We start from the raw sequence: 18,793 nt of genomic DNA on the forward strand, positions 1-18,793 counted from the left end.
AGTTGCGATGATTACGTTGAACGGAGAATCGTTAACGCTTGAAAAAATGAACAGGATACTTTTCGAGGGTGCTCACATTGAAGCATGCAAGGATGCCATGGTGAAGGTGGTGGCAAGTCGGGCAGCGGTGGAGAATATTGTGCTGGAAGGAAAGGTCGTTTACGGAATTACAACGGGATTCGGTAAGTTCAGTGATGTACTGATACCGTTTGATGAAACAGCAGATCTGCAACGGAATCTGATTCACTCTCATGCCTGCGGAGTGGGTGATCCTTTTGCCGAGGTGATAGGACGTGCGATGTTGGTTCTTCGTGCAAATGCACTCCTAAAGGGTTTTTCCGGTGTAAGGCCAATAGTCATTGAACGTCTTTTGCAGTATGTGAATGAGGGGATACATCCCGTTGTTCCTCAGCAGGGTTCGCTAGGAGCTAGCGGAGATCTTGCGCCTCTGTCCCACTTGGTTTTGACCTTGCTTGGCGAAGGGGAGGTCTACTACCAAGGGGAACGACGGGAAACTGCAGATGTTCTAGCTGAAAAAGGAATCTCACCTATTGAACTGAAAGCCAAAGAAGGACTAGCGCTGATAAATGGGACACAAGCGATGACAGCGGTAGGCGTGGTGGCATACTTGGAGTCAGAGAAATTAGCTTATCAATCGGAGTCGATTGCAGCAATGACGTTCGAAGGGCTGGAGGGAATCGTGGATGCTTTAGACCATGATGTCCATAGGGTACGAGGATATCAGGAACAGGTAGATGTGGCAGAGCGTTTTAGAACGCTTCTGGATGGAAGCAAGCTTGTGACAAGGCAAGGGGAAAAACGTGTGCAGGATGCCTATTCCCTGCGGTGCATTCCGCAGGTGCATGGCGCATCCTGGCAGGTGCTCGGCTATGTAAAGGAAAAGCTGGAGATTGAAATCAATGCGGCAACAGATAATCCACTGATATTCAATGATGGTGGAAAGGTGATTTCAGGCGGAAACTTCCACGGACAGCCGATCGCGTTTGCGATGGACTTCCTGAAGCTTGGCATGGCGGAGCTTGCTAATATATCTGAGCGTCGTATCGAAAGGTTAGTTAACCCCCAATTGAATGACCTGCCTCCTTTCTTAAGTCCGAAACCTGGACTTCAGTCAGGGGCGATGATCATGCAGTATTGTGCAGCATCACTCGTATCGGAGAATAAAACGTTGGCACATCCGGCAAGTGTGGATTCCATTCCTTCTTCTGCAAATCAAGAGGATCATGTAAGCATGGGCACCATCGGAGCAAGACATGCGTACCAGATTATCGCAAATGTGCGTAGAGTGCTCGCCATCGAATGGATGTGTGCGATGCAAGCTCTCGAATTCCGAGGCGTCTTCCTCTCCGCACCACTCATGCAAAAATGGTATCAAGAAGGTCGTGCAATCGTACCAAGCATCACAGAAGACCGCATCTTCTCCAAAGACATCGAAGCACTGACAGCCTGGATGAAGGATGAGGGAAGCGTTCTGTGCAGAGCGTGAAATTCCTGTGAGGGTCTGACCCCTCACAGGAATTTAATCTCAACGCAACAAACCTGTAACATTACAGAAAACCAAAATCAATCAATCTATCAAAGGGGATGAAGATATGGAAAAGGAAACAGTGAAGGTTATTCGTGCGCCGAGGGGTAGCGAGTTAAATACGAAAGGATGGGTGCAGGAGGCTGCACTGCGCATGCTGATGAACAACTTGGATCCGGAAGTAGCGGAAATCCCGGAAGAGCTTGTTGTGTACGGAGGAATCGGGAAAGCTGCGCGTAACTGGGAGAGCTTTGATGCCATTGTGGAATCTCTTAAAAACCTGGAAGAAGACGAAACGCTTCTGGTCCAATCAGGTAAGCCTGTTGCCGTTTTCCGCAGTCATGCGGACGCACCAAGAGTCCTGTTGGCGAACTCCAATCTAGTACCGAAATGGGCGAATTGGGACCATTTTCATGAGCTCGACAAGAAAGGGCTCATGATGTATGGACAAATGACAGCTGGTTCCTGGATTTACATCGGTACACAGGGAATCCTGCAAGGGACCTATGAAACGTTTGCAGAAGCTGCCAAGCAATCTTTCAACAATACATTAAAAGGCACCATTACTGTTACTGCTGGACTTGGGGGCATGGGTGGAGCACAGCCGCTTGCCGTAACGATGAACGGGGGGGTGTGTATCGCCATTGAAGTGGATGAACATCGAATAGACCGCCGTATTGAAACAAGATATTGCGATGTGAAAGTCAAAACCGTCGACGAAGCAATCCAGAAAGCCGAGGAATATAAGAAACTTGGAAAACCGCTATCTATCGGACTTCTTGGTAATGCGGCGGAAATCCTTCCGCAGCTCGTTGAAAGAGGGTTTACTCCTGAGCTTCTGACAGACCAGACGTCTGCGCATGACCCATTGAACGGTTATATTCCAATCGGTATGACACTCCACGAAGCAGCGACATTAAGAAAAGCGGAGCCTGCCCAATATGTGAAACTTGCTAAAGAGAGCATGGCCGAGCATGTAAAAGCGATGCTTGACTTACAACAAAAAGGTTCCGTCACATTCGACTACGGGAATAACATCCGCCAGGTCGCGTTGGATGAAGGGGTTAAGAACGCGTTTGATTTCCCTGGATTTGTTCCGGCTTTCATCCGTCCTCAATTTTGCGAAGGAAAAGGGCCGTTCCGTTGGGTAGCGCTTTCCGGTGACCCGGAGGATATTTATAAAACAGACGAGGTTATCTTAAGGGAATTTGCCTATAACGAACATCTATGCAACTGGATCAAAATGGCACGCGAGAAGGTGGCATTCCAAGGGCTTCCATCGAGAATATGCTGGCTTGGGTATGGCGAACGTGCTCGTTTCGGAAAAATAATCAATGAGATGGTTGCTAGCGGCGAACTTTCCGCACCAATCGTAATTGGCCGAGACCATCTGGACTGCGGATCTGTGGCATCCCCGAACCGCGAAACCGAATCCATGCTGGATGGCAGTGATGCAGTGGCAGACTGGCCGATATTGAATGCCCTCATCAATGGAGTCAATGGGGCAAGTTGGGTATCGGTCCATCACGGTGGTGGAGTCGGGATGGGCTATTCCCTTCATGCAGGAATGGTCATTGTGGCCGATGGAACGGAAGCTGCTGGAAAAAGGCTGGAACGTGTACTGACATCCGACCCTGGTATGGGTGTAGTGAGACATGCAGACGCAGGATACGACCTGGCTAAAAAAGTGGCAAAAGAAAAGGGCGTGCACATCCCTTTACTGAAGGAGAGTGAGTAAACGATGCAACTAGATACCTTATTGATCAACTGTGGTCAACTACTGACAATGGATCATGAAACAGATATGGTGAAAGGGAAAAAAATGAAAGTCCTCCCTCACATTGAAAACGGCGCAATAGGTTGGAAGGATGGTGTAATCAAGTTTATCGGGACGACCGATGATGCAAGTAAATGGCAGAGTAATAACGTCATAGATTGTCATGGAAAGCTTGTGACTCCAGGGCTTGTTGATCCACACACCCATCTGGTCTTCGGAGGATCAAGGGAACATGAGATTGCCCTGAAACAGCAGGGGGTTCCTTACTTGGAGATTTTAAAACAGGGCGGGGGAATACATTCGACTGTCAAAGCTACACAAGAGGCAGGTTTTGAAGAATTGGTGGAGAAGGCCGACTTCCACCTCAAACGCCTTTTAAGCTACGGAGTTACAGCGGTTGAAGCAAAGAGCGGCTATGGATTGGAAAGGGAAACAGAACTTAAGCAGCTGAGAGTGGTAAAGGAGCTTCAGGACAAACACCCAATGACGATCGCGTCCACTTTCCTTGGGGCACATGCGGTTCCGAAGGGCTTTGAACAAGACCCTGAAAGCTTTCTCGAAAAGATGACAAGTCTATTTTCAACCATAAAAGAAGAGGAACTTGCAGAGTTTGTGGACATTTTCTGCGAAGAAGGTGTTTTCACCATTGAACAATCGAAAAAATACTTAATAAAAGCAAAAGAGGCTGGTTTTGCAGTCAAAATACATGCGGATGAAATTGTTTCTTTGGGTGGAACAGAGCTTGCCATCGAACTAGAGGCAGCTTCGGCAGATCATCTGATTGCAGCGTCGGATGAGGCGGTGAAAATGTTCGGTGCTTCCGATACTGTTGCGGTACTTCTGCCTGGAACGACCTTTTATCTAAATAAAGATTCGTTTGCAAAAGCACGGGGGATGATTGACGGAGGAGGCGCGGTTGCACTTGCGACAGACTTTAATCCCGGAAGCTCCCCGACGGAAAATATCCAATTCATGATGAACCTAGCGATGCTGAAGCTGAAGATGACCTGCGAGGAGATATGGAATGCAGTCACGGTCAATTCCGCAAAAGCAATCCATAAAGATGGGGTTGCCGGACGACTTCAAGTGGGCCGCCGTGCCGATATTGTCATCTGGAACGCACCAAACTATCAGTATGTCCCTTACCATTATGGGGTCAACCATGTTCACACTGTATTTTTAAATGGTAAAGAAGTTGCAAAAGGGGGAGCGTTTCTTGAATAGGCCGGCTTTTTTACAAACGGCAGGGGCTCCACCGTTCGTCGATCGCCATTATCCGAAAGCGACAGAACTTCTCCAAGATTGGGATGGGAAGGAAGAACTGTTGGGGACTACCATTATAGGTGTCCCTCTGTCCAAGCCTTCCATCAGCCATTCCGGTGCAAGCTTTACACCGGGAGTGGTAAGAAAGCTTCTCCAGTCCTATTCCACATACGCAGTGGAGGAGGAGTTGGACCTACGGGAATCTTCGAAGCTGATGGACGCAGGAGACATCCATATGCATGCCACAGACATCAAAGAATCCTACCGCAGAATTGAAGAAACGGTGGTTTCCCTATTTGATGAAAATAAAGATTGTGTCCCGTTGTTCATTGGAGGCGATCATTCCATCACGTATTCAACCTTAGCGGGGATGATGAAAGTTAAACCTGGGAAAATTGGAATCATCCAATTTGATGCACACCACGATCTCAGAAACACAGAAGATGGTGGGCCGACAAACGGTACCCCTTTCCGAAGACTTCTCGAGGCGGGGGTGCTGGAAGGTGACCACCTTGTCCAGATTGGTATCAGAAATTATTCCAACAGTTCCTATTACCATCAATATGCCATAGAAAATGGGGTCAAGATTTTCACAATGGGTGATGTGAAGAAGAAGGGAATCATTGATGTGATTCGTGATGCTGTGGAACATCTTAAGGGGAAGGTGGAGCATGTTTACCTTTCCGTTGATATCGATGTGCTCGACCAGGCGTTTGCACCAGGCTGTCCCGCCATCGGTCCAGGAGGCATGACAAGTGATCAGCTTCTCGAAGCTATCTATATATTGGGAAAAGAGGAAAAGGTGTGTGGATTAGACATTGTGGAGATCGATCCTACTATTGATTTCCGGGATGTGACCAGCAGAGTGGCCGTCCATTGTGTGTTGGAATTTTTAAGAGGTAGAGTTTCAATTCGATAAAAAAAAAATGGCGACTGCTGGGATGTAAGCAGTCGCCAATGTTGATTTTTAAGATTTCTTATACACCGCTATTGCTAAAATTAAGGGAATCCTTTAACGGTGCTAATTATGAAATAGTTTTGTCACGGAATAGCTTGTAAAGTGCTTGTGTTCCGCTGTCTTGTTCTCCTAGGGATGAAAGTTTCACATACATCTCCCGGGCAAGTGAGAGTCCAGGGACATCAAGACCCAATCTATCCGCTTCATCAAGTGCGATTTCCATGTCTTTGATAAAATGTTTTACAAAGAAGCCAGGCTCATAGTTACCTGCGATAATACGAGGTGCAAGGTTGGACAAGGACCAGCTTCCCGCAGCCCCGCTTGAGATACTTTTAAGGACATTTTCAGGATCGAGTCCAGCCGCTTCTGCATAAGCCAAAGCCTCACAAACACCGATCATATTTGTGGCAATGGCAATCTGGTTACACATTTTCGTGTGCTGTCCGGCACCAGCACCCCCTTGATGGATGATGTTCGCACCGAAGGCTTTAAAGATCGGCATGCAGTCATCAAAAGCTTCCTTGTCTCCACCGACCATTATTGTAAGACGACCTTCACGTGCACCAATGTCTCCACCTGACACAGGAGCATCCAGGCTGTGAAGCCCGCGTTCCTTCGCGTGAAGATAGATTTGCTTAGCAAGCGTCGGAGTGGAGGTTGTCATGTCAATAAGATAGGCACCTTCTTGTGCATGGACCATAATACCGTTCTCTTCTAAATAGACATCCTCCACATCTTTTGGATAGCCGACCATCGTGATCACCACATCCGCACCACTTGCAGCCTCCCCCGCACTAGCCTTCCACACCGCACCACGCTCTACCAGTTTCTCCGCCTTCTCCCGCGAACGAGTGAACACACTAACCTCATACCCGCGCTCCAACAAATGCCTAGCCATGCTACTCCCCATAACACCAGTACCAATAAATGCAACTTTACTTATTTCTATGCTCATGCGTAAATTCCTCCTGGGGTCTGACCCCTTTTTTTATCTTTTTTCATCTTTTTCATCTTTTTTTCCATTCTCCCATTATACATTTTTCGCTGGAAGTCTGGTAGGTTAGGAGAAAGATGTATGTGGGATATATGTAATAGTGTAGAAAGGACCAGGGTAATTAGTTATAATATTTAGAAAAATAAAGAAATTTGTAGTATAATAGGGAATACTTATATTATTTATTGAACGGATTAAATGAAATTATAGAACGATAGATTATGAAGGGAGGAAAATTTGGTGAGTACCCCTGACTCTTTATTAAAAAAAGAGAAAAATCAATCAGTTGAATCCATCTCAAAGGTACAACTTATTATTATCGTTTCTGATATTGGTACCATACATTACGTTTCTTCTACGTGTGAAACAATATTGGGCTATACAAAAAATGAATTGATGGATACAAGTTTGGAAAAATGGATTAATTCGGAGGACCTTTATTTAATAGAGAGCTTAATTTATCAACCCTCCCACCAAACGCACTGCTATTTTCGGATGAAAAAGAAAAATGGTTCATTAGTCTGGATGGAAGCGGTCCTGTCTGAAGTGAAATCACCAAAAGGGGAAGATACTGAAATAGTGCTGATGCTTTCTCCCACATCTAATCATGAAGATCCTACTAAACAGGATCTGGAAAATTCCATCACTTTGCCCACGACTCAGAGCAAAAGGAATCTTCAAATAGAAGAGAATGAGTCAGGACATGTGGACCAGGACTACTCTGCCTATGACCTTATTGAACATTTACCAAATGGTGTGTTAATCTTTGTGGATGGTATCATCAAGTATGTAAATGAAGCTGGTACCAATATGCTAGGGGCCTGCCATAAGGAGCAGATCTTGGAAACTTCCGTATATGAATACATAGAAGAGAATTACCATGATATTGTGGGGAAAAGAATTAAATCTGTACAGCAAGGCTTCCGTGTAGGCCAGATGGAACAGCGCTGGAAACGGTTGGACGGGAGAGCGATTGATGTGGAAATCATCTCAAACCATACCACATTCAAAGGGGATTCAGCTTCTTTTGTTATGCTGGTGGATATTTCACATCGGAAAAACTTTCACAAAATCTTGCAAAATAGTAGAGAAAGATTTCGTAAATTGGTCCAGAACTCCATCGACACAATAGGAGTAATCTGCGAAGAGAAGTGGACCTTTATCAATGAATCGGGATTGAAGATGCTTGAAGTGGACAATTATGGAGAACTTTTTGGACAAAGTATCTATGAAAATATTCCCGAAGAAGATTTTCAAAAGATTTGGAAAGAGGTCCACGAACAGCATAATGGAACAAAACTGCCGACATTCGGACAAGTTTGGACGACGATGAAGGGTAACCGGATCCATACGGAACTGGTTGGTATTCCTATCACATATCTTGGGAAAAATGCGCTTCAAGTCATTATCAGGGACATAACGGAGCGTAAACAGGCGGAAGCACTTATGTTGCAATCAGAAAAGCTATCTGTCGCTGGTCAATTGGCAGCAGGCATTGCCCATGAAATTCGCAACCCGCTTACGGCCATAAAAGGTTTTTTCAAACTTCTAGAGAGGGAGATTGAAGAAAAACAAGAATATTTCCATATTATTGAATCGGAACTCAACAGGATAGAGCTGATTTTAAGTGAATTGTTGCTACTAGCAAAGCCTCATCAAGTCTATATCCATCCAGTTTCTGTCCATTCCCTGCTTAAAGATGTAACAACGCTGCTTGAAACACAGGCAATCATGAACAATGTTTGGTTTGACCTGAAATTGACTGCGAAGGATTCCAAGATAAAATGTGATGAGAATCAGATGAAGCAAGTATTTATTAATTTGCTTAAAAATGGAATTGAAGCGATGCAGAGTGGAGGTACCATCTATATTGATATGGAGAATGAGGAGGAGGAAGTAATCATCAGGATACGTGATGAGGGTACTGGAATTCCTGAGGAAACGATTGCAAGACTGGGAGAGCCGTTTTTTACAACCAAGACAACAGGTACGGGACTGGGTCTGATGATTACATTCAATATTATAAAAAATCATCACGGAACAGTTAAAGTCAAGAGTGAAGTGAATCAAGGTACCACGATAGAAGTGCGCTTTAATAAAGACTAAAATAATACTTAAGTACTAGGTATATATTTCTTTTACCTAATAGAATTAAGAAGAAGTTTTTCTTATGATAGAATTGTACTCCATATCGGGTACGAGGAACTTCAGTTGGGAAGTGATTAACATTATGCCAGCTGGAGTTCTTCTTTCTTTGCAAATGGCTTTTTTCTCAAAGATTGTGGCTGATTGCTAGTAAAAAGTCGGCATTAGGACTTTTTACCGTTTATCTACTTTAATTAAGGCATGCAATTAATATTGATTAGCTAGGAAAAGAGCACGACAGCAACGATTATAACGTTTGTAGTAAAATTTCGAAAAAGCAACAAAGTTTACGAAAACTGCTTTGCAAAGACATTTCTAGAATTCTACTAAATTTAATTGGAATGGTTTGATGAGAATGGAACTACAGTGGAGAAACTACCATATCTCCCAACTATATATGAGCTTTATCTCCATAGCTGGATTAGTGCTGCTTGCCTATCATGTCATAACTCTGGAAACGGTAAATCTGTCCTTGGCTTTATTGCTTTTAGTGATATTTCTTGTCGTGTGCGAATATTACCCGATGCCGATGCCCAGAGGACAAACAACCCTTACCTTTCCAATCATCTACATGTTGTATGTCGTTTTTGGTATTGAACATGTCATACTTATTTATGCGCTGGTAGTGCTTGGGATCAATATAGTTCATCGCAGACCTCTACGCATATTACTTTTTAATCCAGCGCAGTTGATCATCAGTTTTTATATGGCACATATCATCCATGGAATATTCATGGACCAACTGGCAGTGTCTGATTTCTCTCCATTGAACATGGGGCTTTTCGGCTTTTTTATAATGATATCCTTTTTTTATCTTATCAATAATATTATTGTGGATATTGTACTTTGGCTTAGACCGGAAAAGTACCCATTCAGATTTTGGTTGGGTAAGACCCAAGGGGAAGCAATCAGTTATGGGATCGCTTTTGTTTATGGATGCCTGATACATTATCTTGGAAGCCAAAATCGTGGTGATGTGGATGTTTTTTCTTACTTTTTCTTCTTCTCACCCCTAGTTGGATTGTCGTTATTAAGTTCTATCATAGCCAGGCTGAAGGTGGAAAAAAACCGCATCAAAGCACTGTTTGATTTCTCATCGGAACTGAATAAATCTCTCCCATCCCAAAGCTGGGAGGAGCTTATTAAAACGCTGCTGAATGATATTATGGTCTATGAAGATTGCGTTCTTTTACTACGTAACGACCAGATACAGTGGGAAATGACCATGGTGAAAGGTGAGCTTTCTTCCGCTTCGTTGGATAAAGAGGCATTCTTCCTTATGGAATCAATGGAAAAATTAACAATCTTCGATAAACAGGATACAGACAAAGGCCCATTGACTCCTTATTTTCGCCTACAATCTCGATCGGTAGTGTACGCCCCATTAATTTTTGAAAATGAAACAATTGGATGCTTTGTGGTGACCAAATCGCGTACAAAAAGCTTCACTGTTGAAGATACGAGGGCGGTTGCAACCATTGCCAATCAATTGGCGGGCTTTTTCAAAACGAAACAGCTTGTGAAAGAACAGGAGCGGAGGGTGATCCTTGAAGAACGGAATCGAATTGCACACGATATCCATGATGGAATTGCACAGTCACTTGCCGGTGCCGTCATGAAGTTGGATACGTCCTTGAAGAAAATGGACTCTAATCCAGTGGAAGCCAGACAGCTGATAGCAGACAGCAATAATAGGTTAAGGGAAAGTCTAAAGGATGTAAGGGATTCCATTTATGCCTTAAAACCCTACCCTACCGAGCAGCTTGGTTTTCATACAGCCATTGAAAGGAAGATAGTCCAGTTGAAAAAAGACCAGACATTGGGGCTTAATATCAAATTGGAAATCAGAGGAGAACGAGGACCGATCAGCCCGATGACGGAAAAGGTCATGTTTGATGTTTTCCAAGAAAGTGTGCAGAACTGTATCAAGCATGCGAAGGCAACCGATCTCCATATTTTGGTGAGCTATAAGCGGGACCATATTTTATTGAAAATGACTGATAACGGTGTTGGGTTTTCTTTGTATCACGCGATGATCAAAGCAATGAATGAACCTCATTACGGAATACTTCAGATGAATGAAGCGGCTGAAAAAATCGGTGCAGCCCTACAGATTGAAAGTGGGCCAAATGAAGGTACAGAGATAATACTGACAGTACCAAAACTCGGATTGGAAGGGGCGAAAAATGATGATTAATGTCATGCTTGTGGATGACCATGCCATCTTGCGGGACGGCTTGAAGTCCATCATATCCTTGGAAAGTGATATGAAGGTATTGGGAGAGGCGACAGGCGGTAAAGAAATGGTAGCATTTTTGGAAAAAGACCGACCTCATGTTATTGTCATGGATATCAATATGCCGAATCAAGATGGTATTGAACTGACAAAAATAGTGAAAAAGGAATATCCAGAGATAAAAGTGCTAATCCTTACAATGTATAAGCATGACGAATATTTCATGTCTGCCATAAAAGAAGGAGCAGATGGGTATCTACTTAAAGATTCACCATCCGATCAGGTGGTGGATGCGATTCGAACAGTCTTTAAGGGGGAATCCATCATTCACCCTGCGATGACGAAAAAATTGATCGACTATCATCAGAAGGGGATACAGCAAGCAGAGGATTCCACCTTGACCGAACGGGAAAAGGAAGTGCTGGTTTGTCTGGTTGAAGGCCTATCCAATAAAGAAATAGCACAACGCCTGTTCATAAGCGACAAAACGGTAAAAATACATGTAAGTAAAATCTTTAAAAAGCTGGATGTGAAAAGTCGCTCGCAGGTGGTCATTTATGCCGTACAGCATAAGTTGGTTCCACTTCCATAGAATCGTCTGTCAGAACCTACTGTAGACTTTACAGAAAATTCCCTATACATTTTCCCCAAACGGTAGTATTATAATAGACTAATCTTTGAAATAGGAGTTATAGACAATGAAACAGCATGAGCAATGGACGTCAAAAATCGGCTTCATATTAGCAGCAGCAGGGTCCGCTATCGGGCTCGGAGCCATATGGAAATTTCCGTATATGGCTGGTACAAATGGAGGAGGAGCTTTCTTTCTTTTGTTTATCCTCTTTACACTTATTATTGGTGCACCAATGATTTTGGCTGAGTTCATTATCGGAAGGTCCACACAGAAGGACGCCATAACAGCGTATAAGGTATTGGCACCCAAACAGAAATGGCACTACATAGGTATCCTGGGAGTGGCTGCTTCTTTTATTCTTTTGTCTTTCTACAGTGTTGTTGGTGGATGGATTGTCACCTATTTAGGAAAAAGTATCGCAGGTGGTTTGTCTCAATTTTCCCTGGAGGAATACAGTGGACTATTTGGACAGACGATATCCAATCCTGTTCAGGTCTTGATAGCACAAATTATTTTCCTGGGTATTACTGTATGGGTTGTACAAGCAGGGGTGCAGAGTGGAATTGAAAAGGCCAGCAAGATTTTAATGCCATTATTATTTATTATTTTTATTGTATTGCTGGTAAGATCTCTGACTTTGGAAGGGGCTTCTCAAGGAGTTCTTTACTTCTTGCAACCGGATTTATCACTGATTACCCCTAATACATTCTTGATGGCACTGGGACAGGCCCTGTTTTCATTAAGTGTCGGTATATCCATCATGGTTACGTACAGTTCCTATCTGGAAAAGGGAGAGAATTTGGTTCGATCTGCAGGATCTGTGGTCGGGTTGAACATCATCATTTCTCTTTTATCGGGACTTGTCATTTTCCCTGCAGTATTTGCATTAGGATTGCAACCGGATGAAGGGCCAGGATTGGTCTTTGTCGTACTGCCTGCAGTATTCGATCAACTTCCGCTTGGCGGATTATTCTTGACCATGTTTTTGATATTACTTTTATTTGCAACTTTGACATCTGCATTCTCCATATTGGAAATTATTGTGGCGGTCATTGTTAAAGATAATCAGGAGAAGCGAAGAAGGATTGCTGTCATTACCGGTATGATCATTTTTGTACTTGGTATTCCATCAGCACTATCATTTGGCTTACTTTCTGATATTACCATCGGAGGTCTATTGCTCTTTGATGCAGCAGATTTTCTTGTGAGTAACGTCGGACTCCCACTTGGGGCTCTGTTGATTTCTTACTTTGTCGGATTCAGGGTACCTAAAAATATTCTAGAAGATGAATTTTTCCAAGGATCATCTGTTAAAAAAGGCTTGTTCCAAGTATGGTATTCCCTGATTAGATATGTCATTCCAGTCGGGATAATCCTTGTATTTCTTCAATCGTTAGGTATTCTATAAATTGGTTCTGTTAAAGTAAACTATAGATAATGAGCTAGTTTCTAGCTGTTGATTGGAGCAAAAGGCGTAGACTTCAGTGGGAGAGTAGCGACAATCTTGAGACCCCGCAAGCGAAGCGAGGAGGTTCAAGGTCGCCCCGCGGAAAGCAACAGCGGTATTTAACAGACCCTATAAATTATGAATGTAAAAACGTCGGACAAGTTGTCCGGCGTTTTTTTGCGTGGAAATCCTCCTTTACTTACTACTAAAGTAGTAAGCAAAATAGTACAGATACTCTGTTTTTTACAACGGATGACTAATAGTTGGGATGAAAAGGGTATGAGAAAATACAACTAATAATCTTACAATTTAAAAAATTTAGAAAGGGGTTATGTGATGAGAAGAAAAGTTTCTATATTTTCTACAGGGGTTCTATTACTAAGTCTATTAGTGCAGTCGGTTTGGATGCAAGGTCCTCACCAGGTAAACGCAAGTAATTTTCAAAGCCAAGCAACTTATATGGATGAGGCATTGAAGCAGGCTTTTAAAACAAGTGAGGGTCCTGTAGAAGTGATCATATCATTTGATGAAGATGGTGGTGTCCAACTCCGTCATACGGAACTGCTGGAAGAGCTGGGAATCAAGCAAGCTATCACGTTTGAAAGCTTACCATTCATCGGGGCTTTGGTAACAAAGGAACAAGTGGATCAAATCCTGGAGTGGGATAACGTGGTCTCCGTTTATTACAACCAGAAGCTTCAATATGAAAACGATGATGCAACTGCCTATACCGGTGTGGACCGAGTTCGTGAAGATGATGGTTTCCGTCAAATGAATGGTGGGATGCCTCTGAGTGGAGAAGGCATTGGAATTGTCATCAATGACAGCGGAGTGGACGGTACTCATAATGATATCAAGTTCGGACGAAATCTAGTTCAGAATGTACTAGGCAGCACCAATCTTCAAGGGGTAACCGGAATTCTACCAGTAACCTACGTCGAAAATGTTCCCAATACGGATTCTAGCTCCGGACATGGAACACATGTTGCAGGAACAGTTGGAGGTACAGGAGCGATGTCAGGAGGGAAATACGAAGGTGTGGCACCTGGAGCGAATTTGATTGGATACGGTTCAGGAGCAGTTGTTGCGATGCTGGATATCCTTAGTGGATTTGATTATGCCCTGACCCATCAGCAGGAATACAACATCCGTATCATTACGAATTCCTGGGGCGCAACGAGTGATGCGGGCACAGACTTTGATCCCAACGACCCAATCAATATCGCAACAAAAAAACTGTATGACCGTGGAATTATTACCGTTTTTTCTGCTGGAAACTCTGGTCCGGGTGAAGCGACCATTTCCGGTAACTACAAAAAAGCACCTTGGGTCATAACGGTAGCAGCGGGTTCTATTGAAGGGGAGTTGGCAGATTTCTCATCCAGAGGGCTTGAAGGAAATGAAGGCTCCTTGGTAGTAGATGGGACTGAATATACTTGGGAAGACCGCCCCACCGTCACTGCGCCGGGCGTTGACATTGTGTCTGCAAGAGTATTTACTCCTTTATCTGCTCTAAGCGCACAGAAAGACCTGGAATATATCTCACCTGCCCATCTGCCTTATTACACTACATTCAGCGGAACATCCATGGCAGCACCGCATGTCGCAGGAATCATCGCGCTGATGTTGGAAGTAAATCCAACCTTGGATGCATTGGAAATAAAAGAGATACTCGAAGACACGGCCACACCGATGGAAGGATATGCAAAATGGGAGACTGGTGCTGGCTATGTTGATGCACACAAAGCTGTCACGAAAGCAATTCAATAAACAATTCATTGGAAAAGAGGGAATTTAATGAAAAGATGGTTTGCTGCTGTATGTGCTTTATTATTGATGCTGTCTCCATTATTCAGTGTGAATGCCGAGGGGGAGGAATCAACTTCCTCTGTGGTCCAAGAAAAGGTCTGGTCTGTTTTAAATAATGCTACAAGTACTGCCCAAATAATCATTACCTTCAATGGAGATGAAAAACCTTCAGCTACTCAACTCGAATTATTGAAAGAACTTGACATAACTTCAGCAGTAACCATGAACGAGTTGCCGATTGCGGGGGCACTGGCTACGAAGGCACAAGTAGAAGCGTTGGCAGAATCGCCGGAAGTAAGATCGATTTATCTCAATGAAGAAGTAACATACTATAACGCAGAATCAACGGATATTACAGGAGTGAACAAAGTCAGAACTGACAAGGAAATGACCAAGGGGAACGGGGGAATGCCTATCTCGGGAAATGGGATAGGAGTGGTAGTGAATGACAGTGGAGTGGACGGTACACATAAAGATCATGAGTTCGGCAAAAATCTTGTTCAAAACGTACTTGGCTCCACCAACCTTCAAGGAATAACGGGAATCTTACCGATCACATACACGGAAAATGTACCAAACACAGATACAAACTCTGGGCATGGAACACATGTGGCAGGAACTGTTGGCGGAACAGGAGCAATGTCAGGAGGGAAGTATGAGGGAGCGGCACCAGGAGCAGACCTGATCGGGTACGGTTCTGGAGGAGCACTTTTCATCTTGGATGGAATCGGCGGCTTTGATTACGCCATCACCCATCAGCAGGAATATGGCATCCGGGTAATTACAAACTCATGGGGATCGAGTGGTGACTTTGACCCGAATCACCCAATAAATGTAGCAAGTAAAAAAGCGTATGATCGAGGGATCGTTGTTCTGTTTGCTGCAGGTAATGAAGGACCGGCGGAAAACACACATAATCCTTATGCCAAAGCACCGTGGGTCATTTCAGTTGCGGCTGGTGTGAAGGATGGCACCTTGGCTGATTTCTCCTCTCGTGGAACGAAAGGGGCAGGAGGAACATTCAGCATGGACGGGATGGAATGGACTTGGGAAGATAGACCAACCATTACTGCGCCTGGAGTGGATATCGTATCAACAAGAGTGCTGGCTCCACTTTCCGCACTGGCGGCTGAAAAAGATGCAGAATTGATTGAACCTCAACACCTCCTTTACTATACAACAATGAGTGGAACATCAATGGCCACACCACATGTGGCTGGGATTGTGGCCTTGATGCTCGAGGCTGATCCAACATTATCACCAGATGAGGTTAAAGACATCATTCAAGATACAGCCACCAATATGCCAGGTTATGAGGCATGGGAAGTGGGGGCAGGTTATGTGAACGCGTTTGCTGCCGTGGATGCCTCTCTTCATCAGGAAAAGACTTATGGATCGACGTCAATAATGAACCAAACCTTCCACTCGAACGTTGATACGTCAACAACACGGGAAGAGTTTGAATTAAACTACTCCGCACTTACCGGGGGTGCTTATGAATTTTCTGTTGAACAAGGATTGACGAGTCTTCTTGCAAGAGTGGATGGAAAAGGGGTGATGGAAGCTACCGGAAACACTATTAATCTCGTTCTGACAGCACCAGATGGAACAGAATACAGTTCAGGTGTCAGTCTACTATTTCCTTTATATACAGATCGTATTGTATTGATAGACAACCCACAGCATGGTACTTGGAAAGCAGAAATTAGAGGACTTCGAGGAGCCGACCTTAATCCGATTGGAATTGCCCTACCTGAAAAAGTACAAGGAACATTCGCCTTTACGAAAATCGATGGGTTTTCCGGTCTGAATGATATAAGTGGTCATCCAGCAGAAGCTGCCATCCAGCAAGGTGTAAGTGAGAGACTATTTGATGGTTACAAAAATGACTCATTTAAACCGGATGCTAAACTTACCAGATTGGATCTTGCCAAGTCTTTGATGATGGGTGCAGAAATTCGCCAAAGCATTCCAGTTCAACCGACCTTTGGAGATGTTACAGGTGCTGAATCGGCTTTTGCTGAAGCTGTTGTTGCTAAAGGAGGCGCATTCCGGGACCAATTCCACCAATATAATGGAGTCATGCTACCTGGGAAAGATGGAAAGTTTTTACCTAAAGGAACGGTAACGAAAGGGGAACTGGCATACTCCTTGGTTCAGAGTCTTGGATTCCAAGAAGAGGCGGTAGCCCATAAAGGTGATATAAAGGTGATGTATAAAGATGAACTTGTAGTGTTAAAGGATCAGGGAGATATTCCAGAACACTTAAAAGGATATGTGCAATTGGCATTAAACTTGAATATTTTAAATGCGAATTTCTCAGTCACACAGGGAAGGTATGACTTGAAGCCAAAGATCGAGGCTACTTTCCACGGTAACGAGGAGGTTACAAGGGGAGATTTTGCGGTGGCATTTACAAGATATTTTAACGTGTTTTTTAATTGAGGTTTTTTTGTTAAAACATCGATATTTAATAGTTAGAATAGGAGAGAAGCTGTATAGACTCAGCTTCTTTTTTGTAGTTTCTAGATGTGTATCCGATAAAAATCCACACCACCTCATTCTATAGGAGAAACAAGGAAACTATTACAGATTTTCCTATTGGGAAACTTGGAGGTTTAACCTTTAAATTATAGCCCTTTTTTTGCTTCAGTTTCCCAATATGAATTTCCCGTGACAGATGGTAAACTTTCGTTAATAGTTCTTAATAGTAAGAATTATTAAAAATCTTGATTCGAGGAGTGAATCTATTGAAAAAGTGGATGAAAGGTTTTTCGGTCATACTTATAGCAATTTTGGCTTTCTCGTTAGCCTTCGGAACCGCCCAGGCGGAATCATCAGGTCCGAGTGTTAATGCAAAGAAAGAATACTTAGTTGGATTTACAAAAGGTAATAAAGCGAACGCCCAGTCTTCCCAAAACCTAATTAGTGCAGCGGGTGGGGATATCCAACATACATTCCAGTACATGGATGTTGTGGAAGTCTCATTGCCTGCAAAAGCTGCAGAAGCTTTAAAGAAGAATCCTAACATTGCTTTCGTAGAGGAAAACGTCGAAATGATGGCTACTGCTCAAACAGTTCCTTGGGGCATCCCTCATATCAAAGCAGATAAAGCTCATGCTGCTGGTGTGACAGGAAGTGGAGTGAAGGTTGCAATCCTTGATACAGGAATTGACGCCAACCATGCTGATCTAAATGTAAAAGGTGGCGCAAGCTTCGTTTCAGGTGAGCCGAATGCTCTTCAAGACGGAAATGGCCATGGTACACACGTAGCAGGAACGGTTGCTGCATTAAATAACACTACTGGTGTACTAGGTGTAGCTTACAATGCTGACCTTTATGCAGTAAAAGTACTTAGTGCATCCGGAAGTGGAACATTAAGTGGAATTGCACAGGGAATCGAGTGGTCTGTCGCTAACGGGATGAATGTTATCAATATGAGTCTTGGTGGAAGTTCGGGATCTTCAGCATTACAGCAGGCGTGTGATAATGCATACGCTAGAGGCATTGTCGTAGTGGCGGCAGCAGGAAACTCCGGTTCTAGAGGCAAACAGAATACAATAGGATACCCAGCAAGATACAGCTCGGTTATCGCTGTAGGTGCAGTGGATTCTAGTAACAACCGTGCATCCTTCTCCAGTGTAGGTAATGAACTTGAGGTAATGGCACCTGGAGTAAACATTCTTAGCACAACTCCTGGTAACAACTATGCATCATTCAATGGTACGTCCATGGCTTCTCCACATGTTGCAGGGGCTGCTGCATTAATCAAAGCAAAATACCCGAGCATGTCAAATGTCCAAATCCGTGACCGTCTGAAAAATACGGCTACGAATCTAGGTGATCCTTTCTTCTACGGAAAAGGAGTCATCAATGTTGAGAGTGCTTTACAATAACTAGTTTATCCCCCTTCTAATATATGCACCAGACTTCGCTCTTTGTAGGAGCAGGTCTGGTGCTTTTTTCTGCTATTTCAAAAAGTGA

The 18,793-nt window shown here is 43.7% G+C and carries 12 protein-coding genes; 11 read left to right on the forward strand and 1 reads right to left on the reverse strand.

From position 1 onward, the window contains the following. Window positions 1-7: 7 nt before the first annotated feature. From hutH to hutG, 4 genes are all read left to right on the forward strand, one after another. Window positions 8-1,507, forward strand: a complete 1,500-nt coding sequence (gene hutH, locus AB685_RS10430; protein WP_047970936.1) for a histidine ammonia-lyase — start codon at window positions 8-10, stop codon at window positions 1,505-1,507. 106 nt (window positions 1,508-1,613) lie between these two features. After that, window positions 1,614-3,284 carry a urocanate hydratase gene (gene hutU, locus AB685_RS10435; protein WP_047970552.1) on the forward strand — a complete coding sequence of 557 codons (1,671 nt, stop codon included), beginning with the start codon at window positions 1,614-1,616 and terminating at the stop codon, window positions 3,282-3,284. Between the two features lie 3 nt (window positions 3,285-3,287). Next, window positions 3,288-4,547: an imidazolonepropionase gene (gene hutI / locus AB685_RS10440; RefSeq protein ID WP_047970553.1), complete on the forward strand. Its 1,260-nt coding sequence runs from the start codon at window positions 3,288-3,290 to the stop codon at window positions 4,545-4,547. Beyond that, on the forward strand, window positions 4,540-5,505 hold the full coding sequence (hutG, locus tag AB685_RS10445; protein WP_047970554.1) for a formimidoylglutamase: 966 nt from the start codon (window positions 4,540-4,542) through the stop codon (window positions 5,503-5,505). Before hutI ends, hutG begins: the two co-directional genes overlap by 8 nt. A gap of 106 nt (window positions 5,506-5,611) precedes the next feature. On the opposite strand, the gene AB685_RS10450 is transcribed toward hutG, so the two are convergent. Continuing rightward, window positions 5,612-6,499, reverse strand: a complete 888-nt coding sequence (locus tag AB685_RS10450; protein WP_047970555.1) for an NAD(P)-dependent oxidoreductase — start codon at window positions 6,497-6,499, stop codon at window positions 5,612-5,614. Between the two features lie 279 nt (window positions 6,500-6,778). Between AB685_RS10450 and AB685_RS10455 the strand changes: the two genes are divergently transcribed. The 7 genes from AB685_RS10455 to AB685_RS10485 all read left to right on the forward strand — a co-directional run bounded on the left by AB685_RS10455 (window position 6,779) and on the right by AB685_RS10485 (window position 18,705). Continuing rightward, window positions 6,779-8,644 (forward strand): PAS domain S-box protein, encoded by a 1,866-nt coding sequence (locus AB685_RS10455; RefSeq protein WP_053073787.1) that lies wholly within the window; start codon window positions 6,779-6,781, stop codon window positions 8,642-8,644. A 394-nt stretch (window positions 8,645-9,038) separates the two neighbouring features. Beyond that, window positions 9,039-10,880: a GAF domain-containing sensor histidine kinase gene (locus AB685_RS10460; RefSeq protein WP_241773275.1), complete on the forward strand. Its 1,842-nt coding sequence runs from the start codon at window positions 9,039-9,041 to the stop codon at window positions 10,878-10,880. Further along, window positions 10,873-11,511, forward strand: coding sequence for a response regulator transcription factor (locus AB685_RS10465; protein WP_047970938.1), 639 nt, complete (start codon window positions 10,873-10,875; stop codon window positions 11,509-11,511). The genes AB685_RS10460 and AB685_RS10465 overlap by 8 nt, the downstream gene beginning before the upstream one ends. A 106-nt stretch (window positions 11,512-11,617) precedes the next feature. After that, window positions 11,618-12,961, forward strand: coding sequence for a sodium-dependent transporter (locus AB685_RS10470; protein ID WP_047970557.1), 1,344 nt, complete (start codon window positions 11,618-11,620; stop codon window positions 12,959-12,961). A gap of 375 nt (window positions 12,962-13,336) precedes the next feature. Then, window positions 13,337-14,770 carry a S8 family serine peptidase gene (locus AB685_RS10475; RefSeq protein ID WP_047970558.1) on the forward strand — a complete coding sequence of 478 codons (1,434 nt, stop codon included), beginning with the start codon at window positions 13,337-13,339 and terminating at the stop codon, window positions 14,768-14,770. A 27-nt stretch (window positions 14,771-14,797) separates the two neighbouring features. Beyond that, the gene (locus tag AB685_RS10480; protein ID WP_053073789.1) at window positions 14,798-17,254 is read left to right on the forward strand and encodes a S8 family serine peptidase; all 2,457 of its coding nucleotides are present in this window, start codon (window positions 14,798-14,800) and stop codon (window positions 17,252-17,254) included. Between the two features lie 317 nt (window positions 17,255-17,571). Beyond that, entirely contained in the window at window positions 17,572-18,705 is a 1,134-nt protein-coding gene (locus AB685_RS10485) for a S8 family peptidase (RefSeq protein WP_047970940.1), read from the forward strand. The last annotated feature ends 88 nt before the right edge of the window (window positions 18,706-18,793 follow it).

The organism is Bacillus sp. LL01, assembly GCF_001037965.1.

Excerpts from the sequence above, each read along its gene's own strand:
- AB685_RS10470 (WP_047970557.1), top strand. The coding sequence starts at position 11,618 with ATGAAACAGCATGAGCAATGGACGTCAAAAATCGGCTTCATATTAGCA.
- AB685_RS10475 (WP_047970558.1), top strand. The coding sequence starts at position 13,337 with ATGAGAAGAAAAGTTTCTATATTTTCTACAGGGGTTCTATTACTAAGT.
- AB685_RS10460 (WP_241773275.1), top strand. The coding sequence starts at position 9,039 with ATGGAACTACAGTGGAGAAACTACCATATCTCCCAACTATATATGAGC.
- AB685_RS10465 (WP_047970938.1), top strand. The coding sequence starts at position 10,873 with ATGATTAATGTCATGCTTGTGGATGACCATGCCATCTTGCGGGACGGC.
- hutI (WP_047970553.1), top strand. The coding sequence starts at position 3,288 with ATGCAACTAGATACCTTATTGATCAACTGTGGTCAACTACTGACAATG.
- AB685_RS10480 (WP_053073789.1), top strand. The coding sequence starts at position 14,798 with ATGAAAAGATGGTTTGCTGCTGTATGTGCTTTATTATTGATGCTGTCT.
- hutU (WP_047970552.1), top strand. The coding sequence starts at position 1,614 with ATGGAAAAGGAAACAGTGAAGGTTATTCGTGCGCCGAGGGGTAGCGAG.
- AB685_RS10450 (WP_047970555.1), bottom strand. The coding sequence starts at position 6,499 with ATGAGCATAGAAATAAGTAAAGTTGCATTTATTGGTACTGGTGTTATG.
- hutH (WP_047970936.1), top strand. The coding sequence starts at position 8 with ATGATTACGTTGAACGGAGAATCGTTAACGCTTGAAAAAATGAACAGG.
- AB685_RS10485 (WP_047970940.1), top strand. The coding sequence starts at position 17,572 with ATGAAAGGTTTTTCGGTCATACTTATAGCAATTTTGGCTTTCTCGTTA.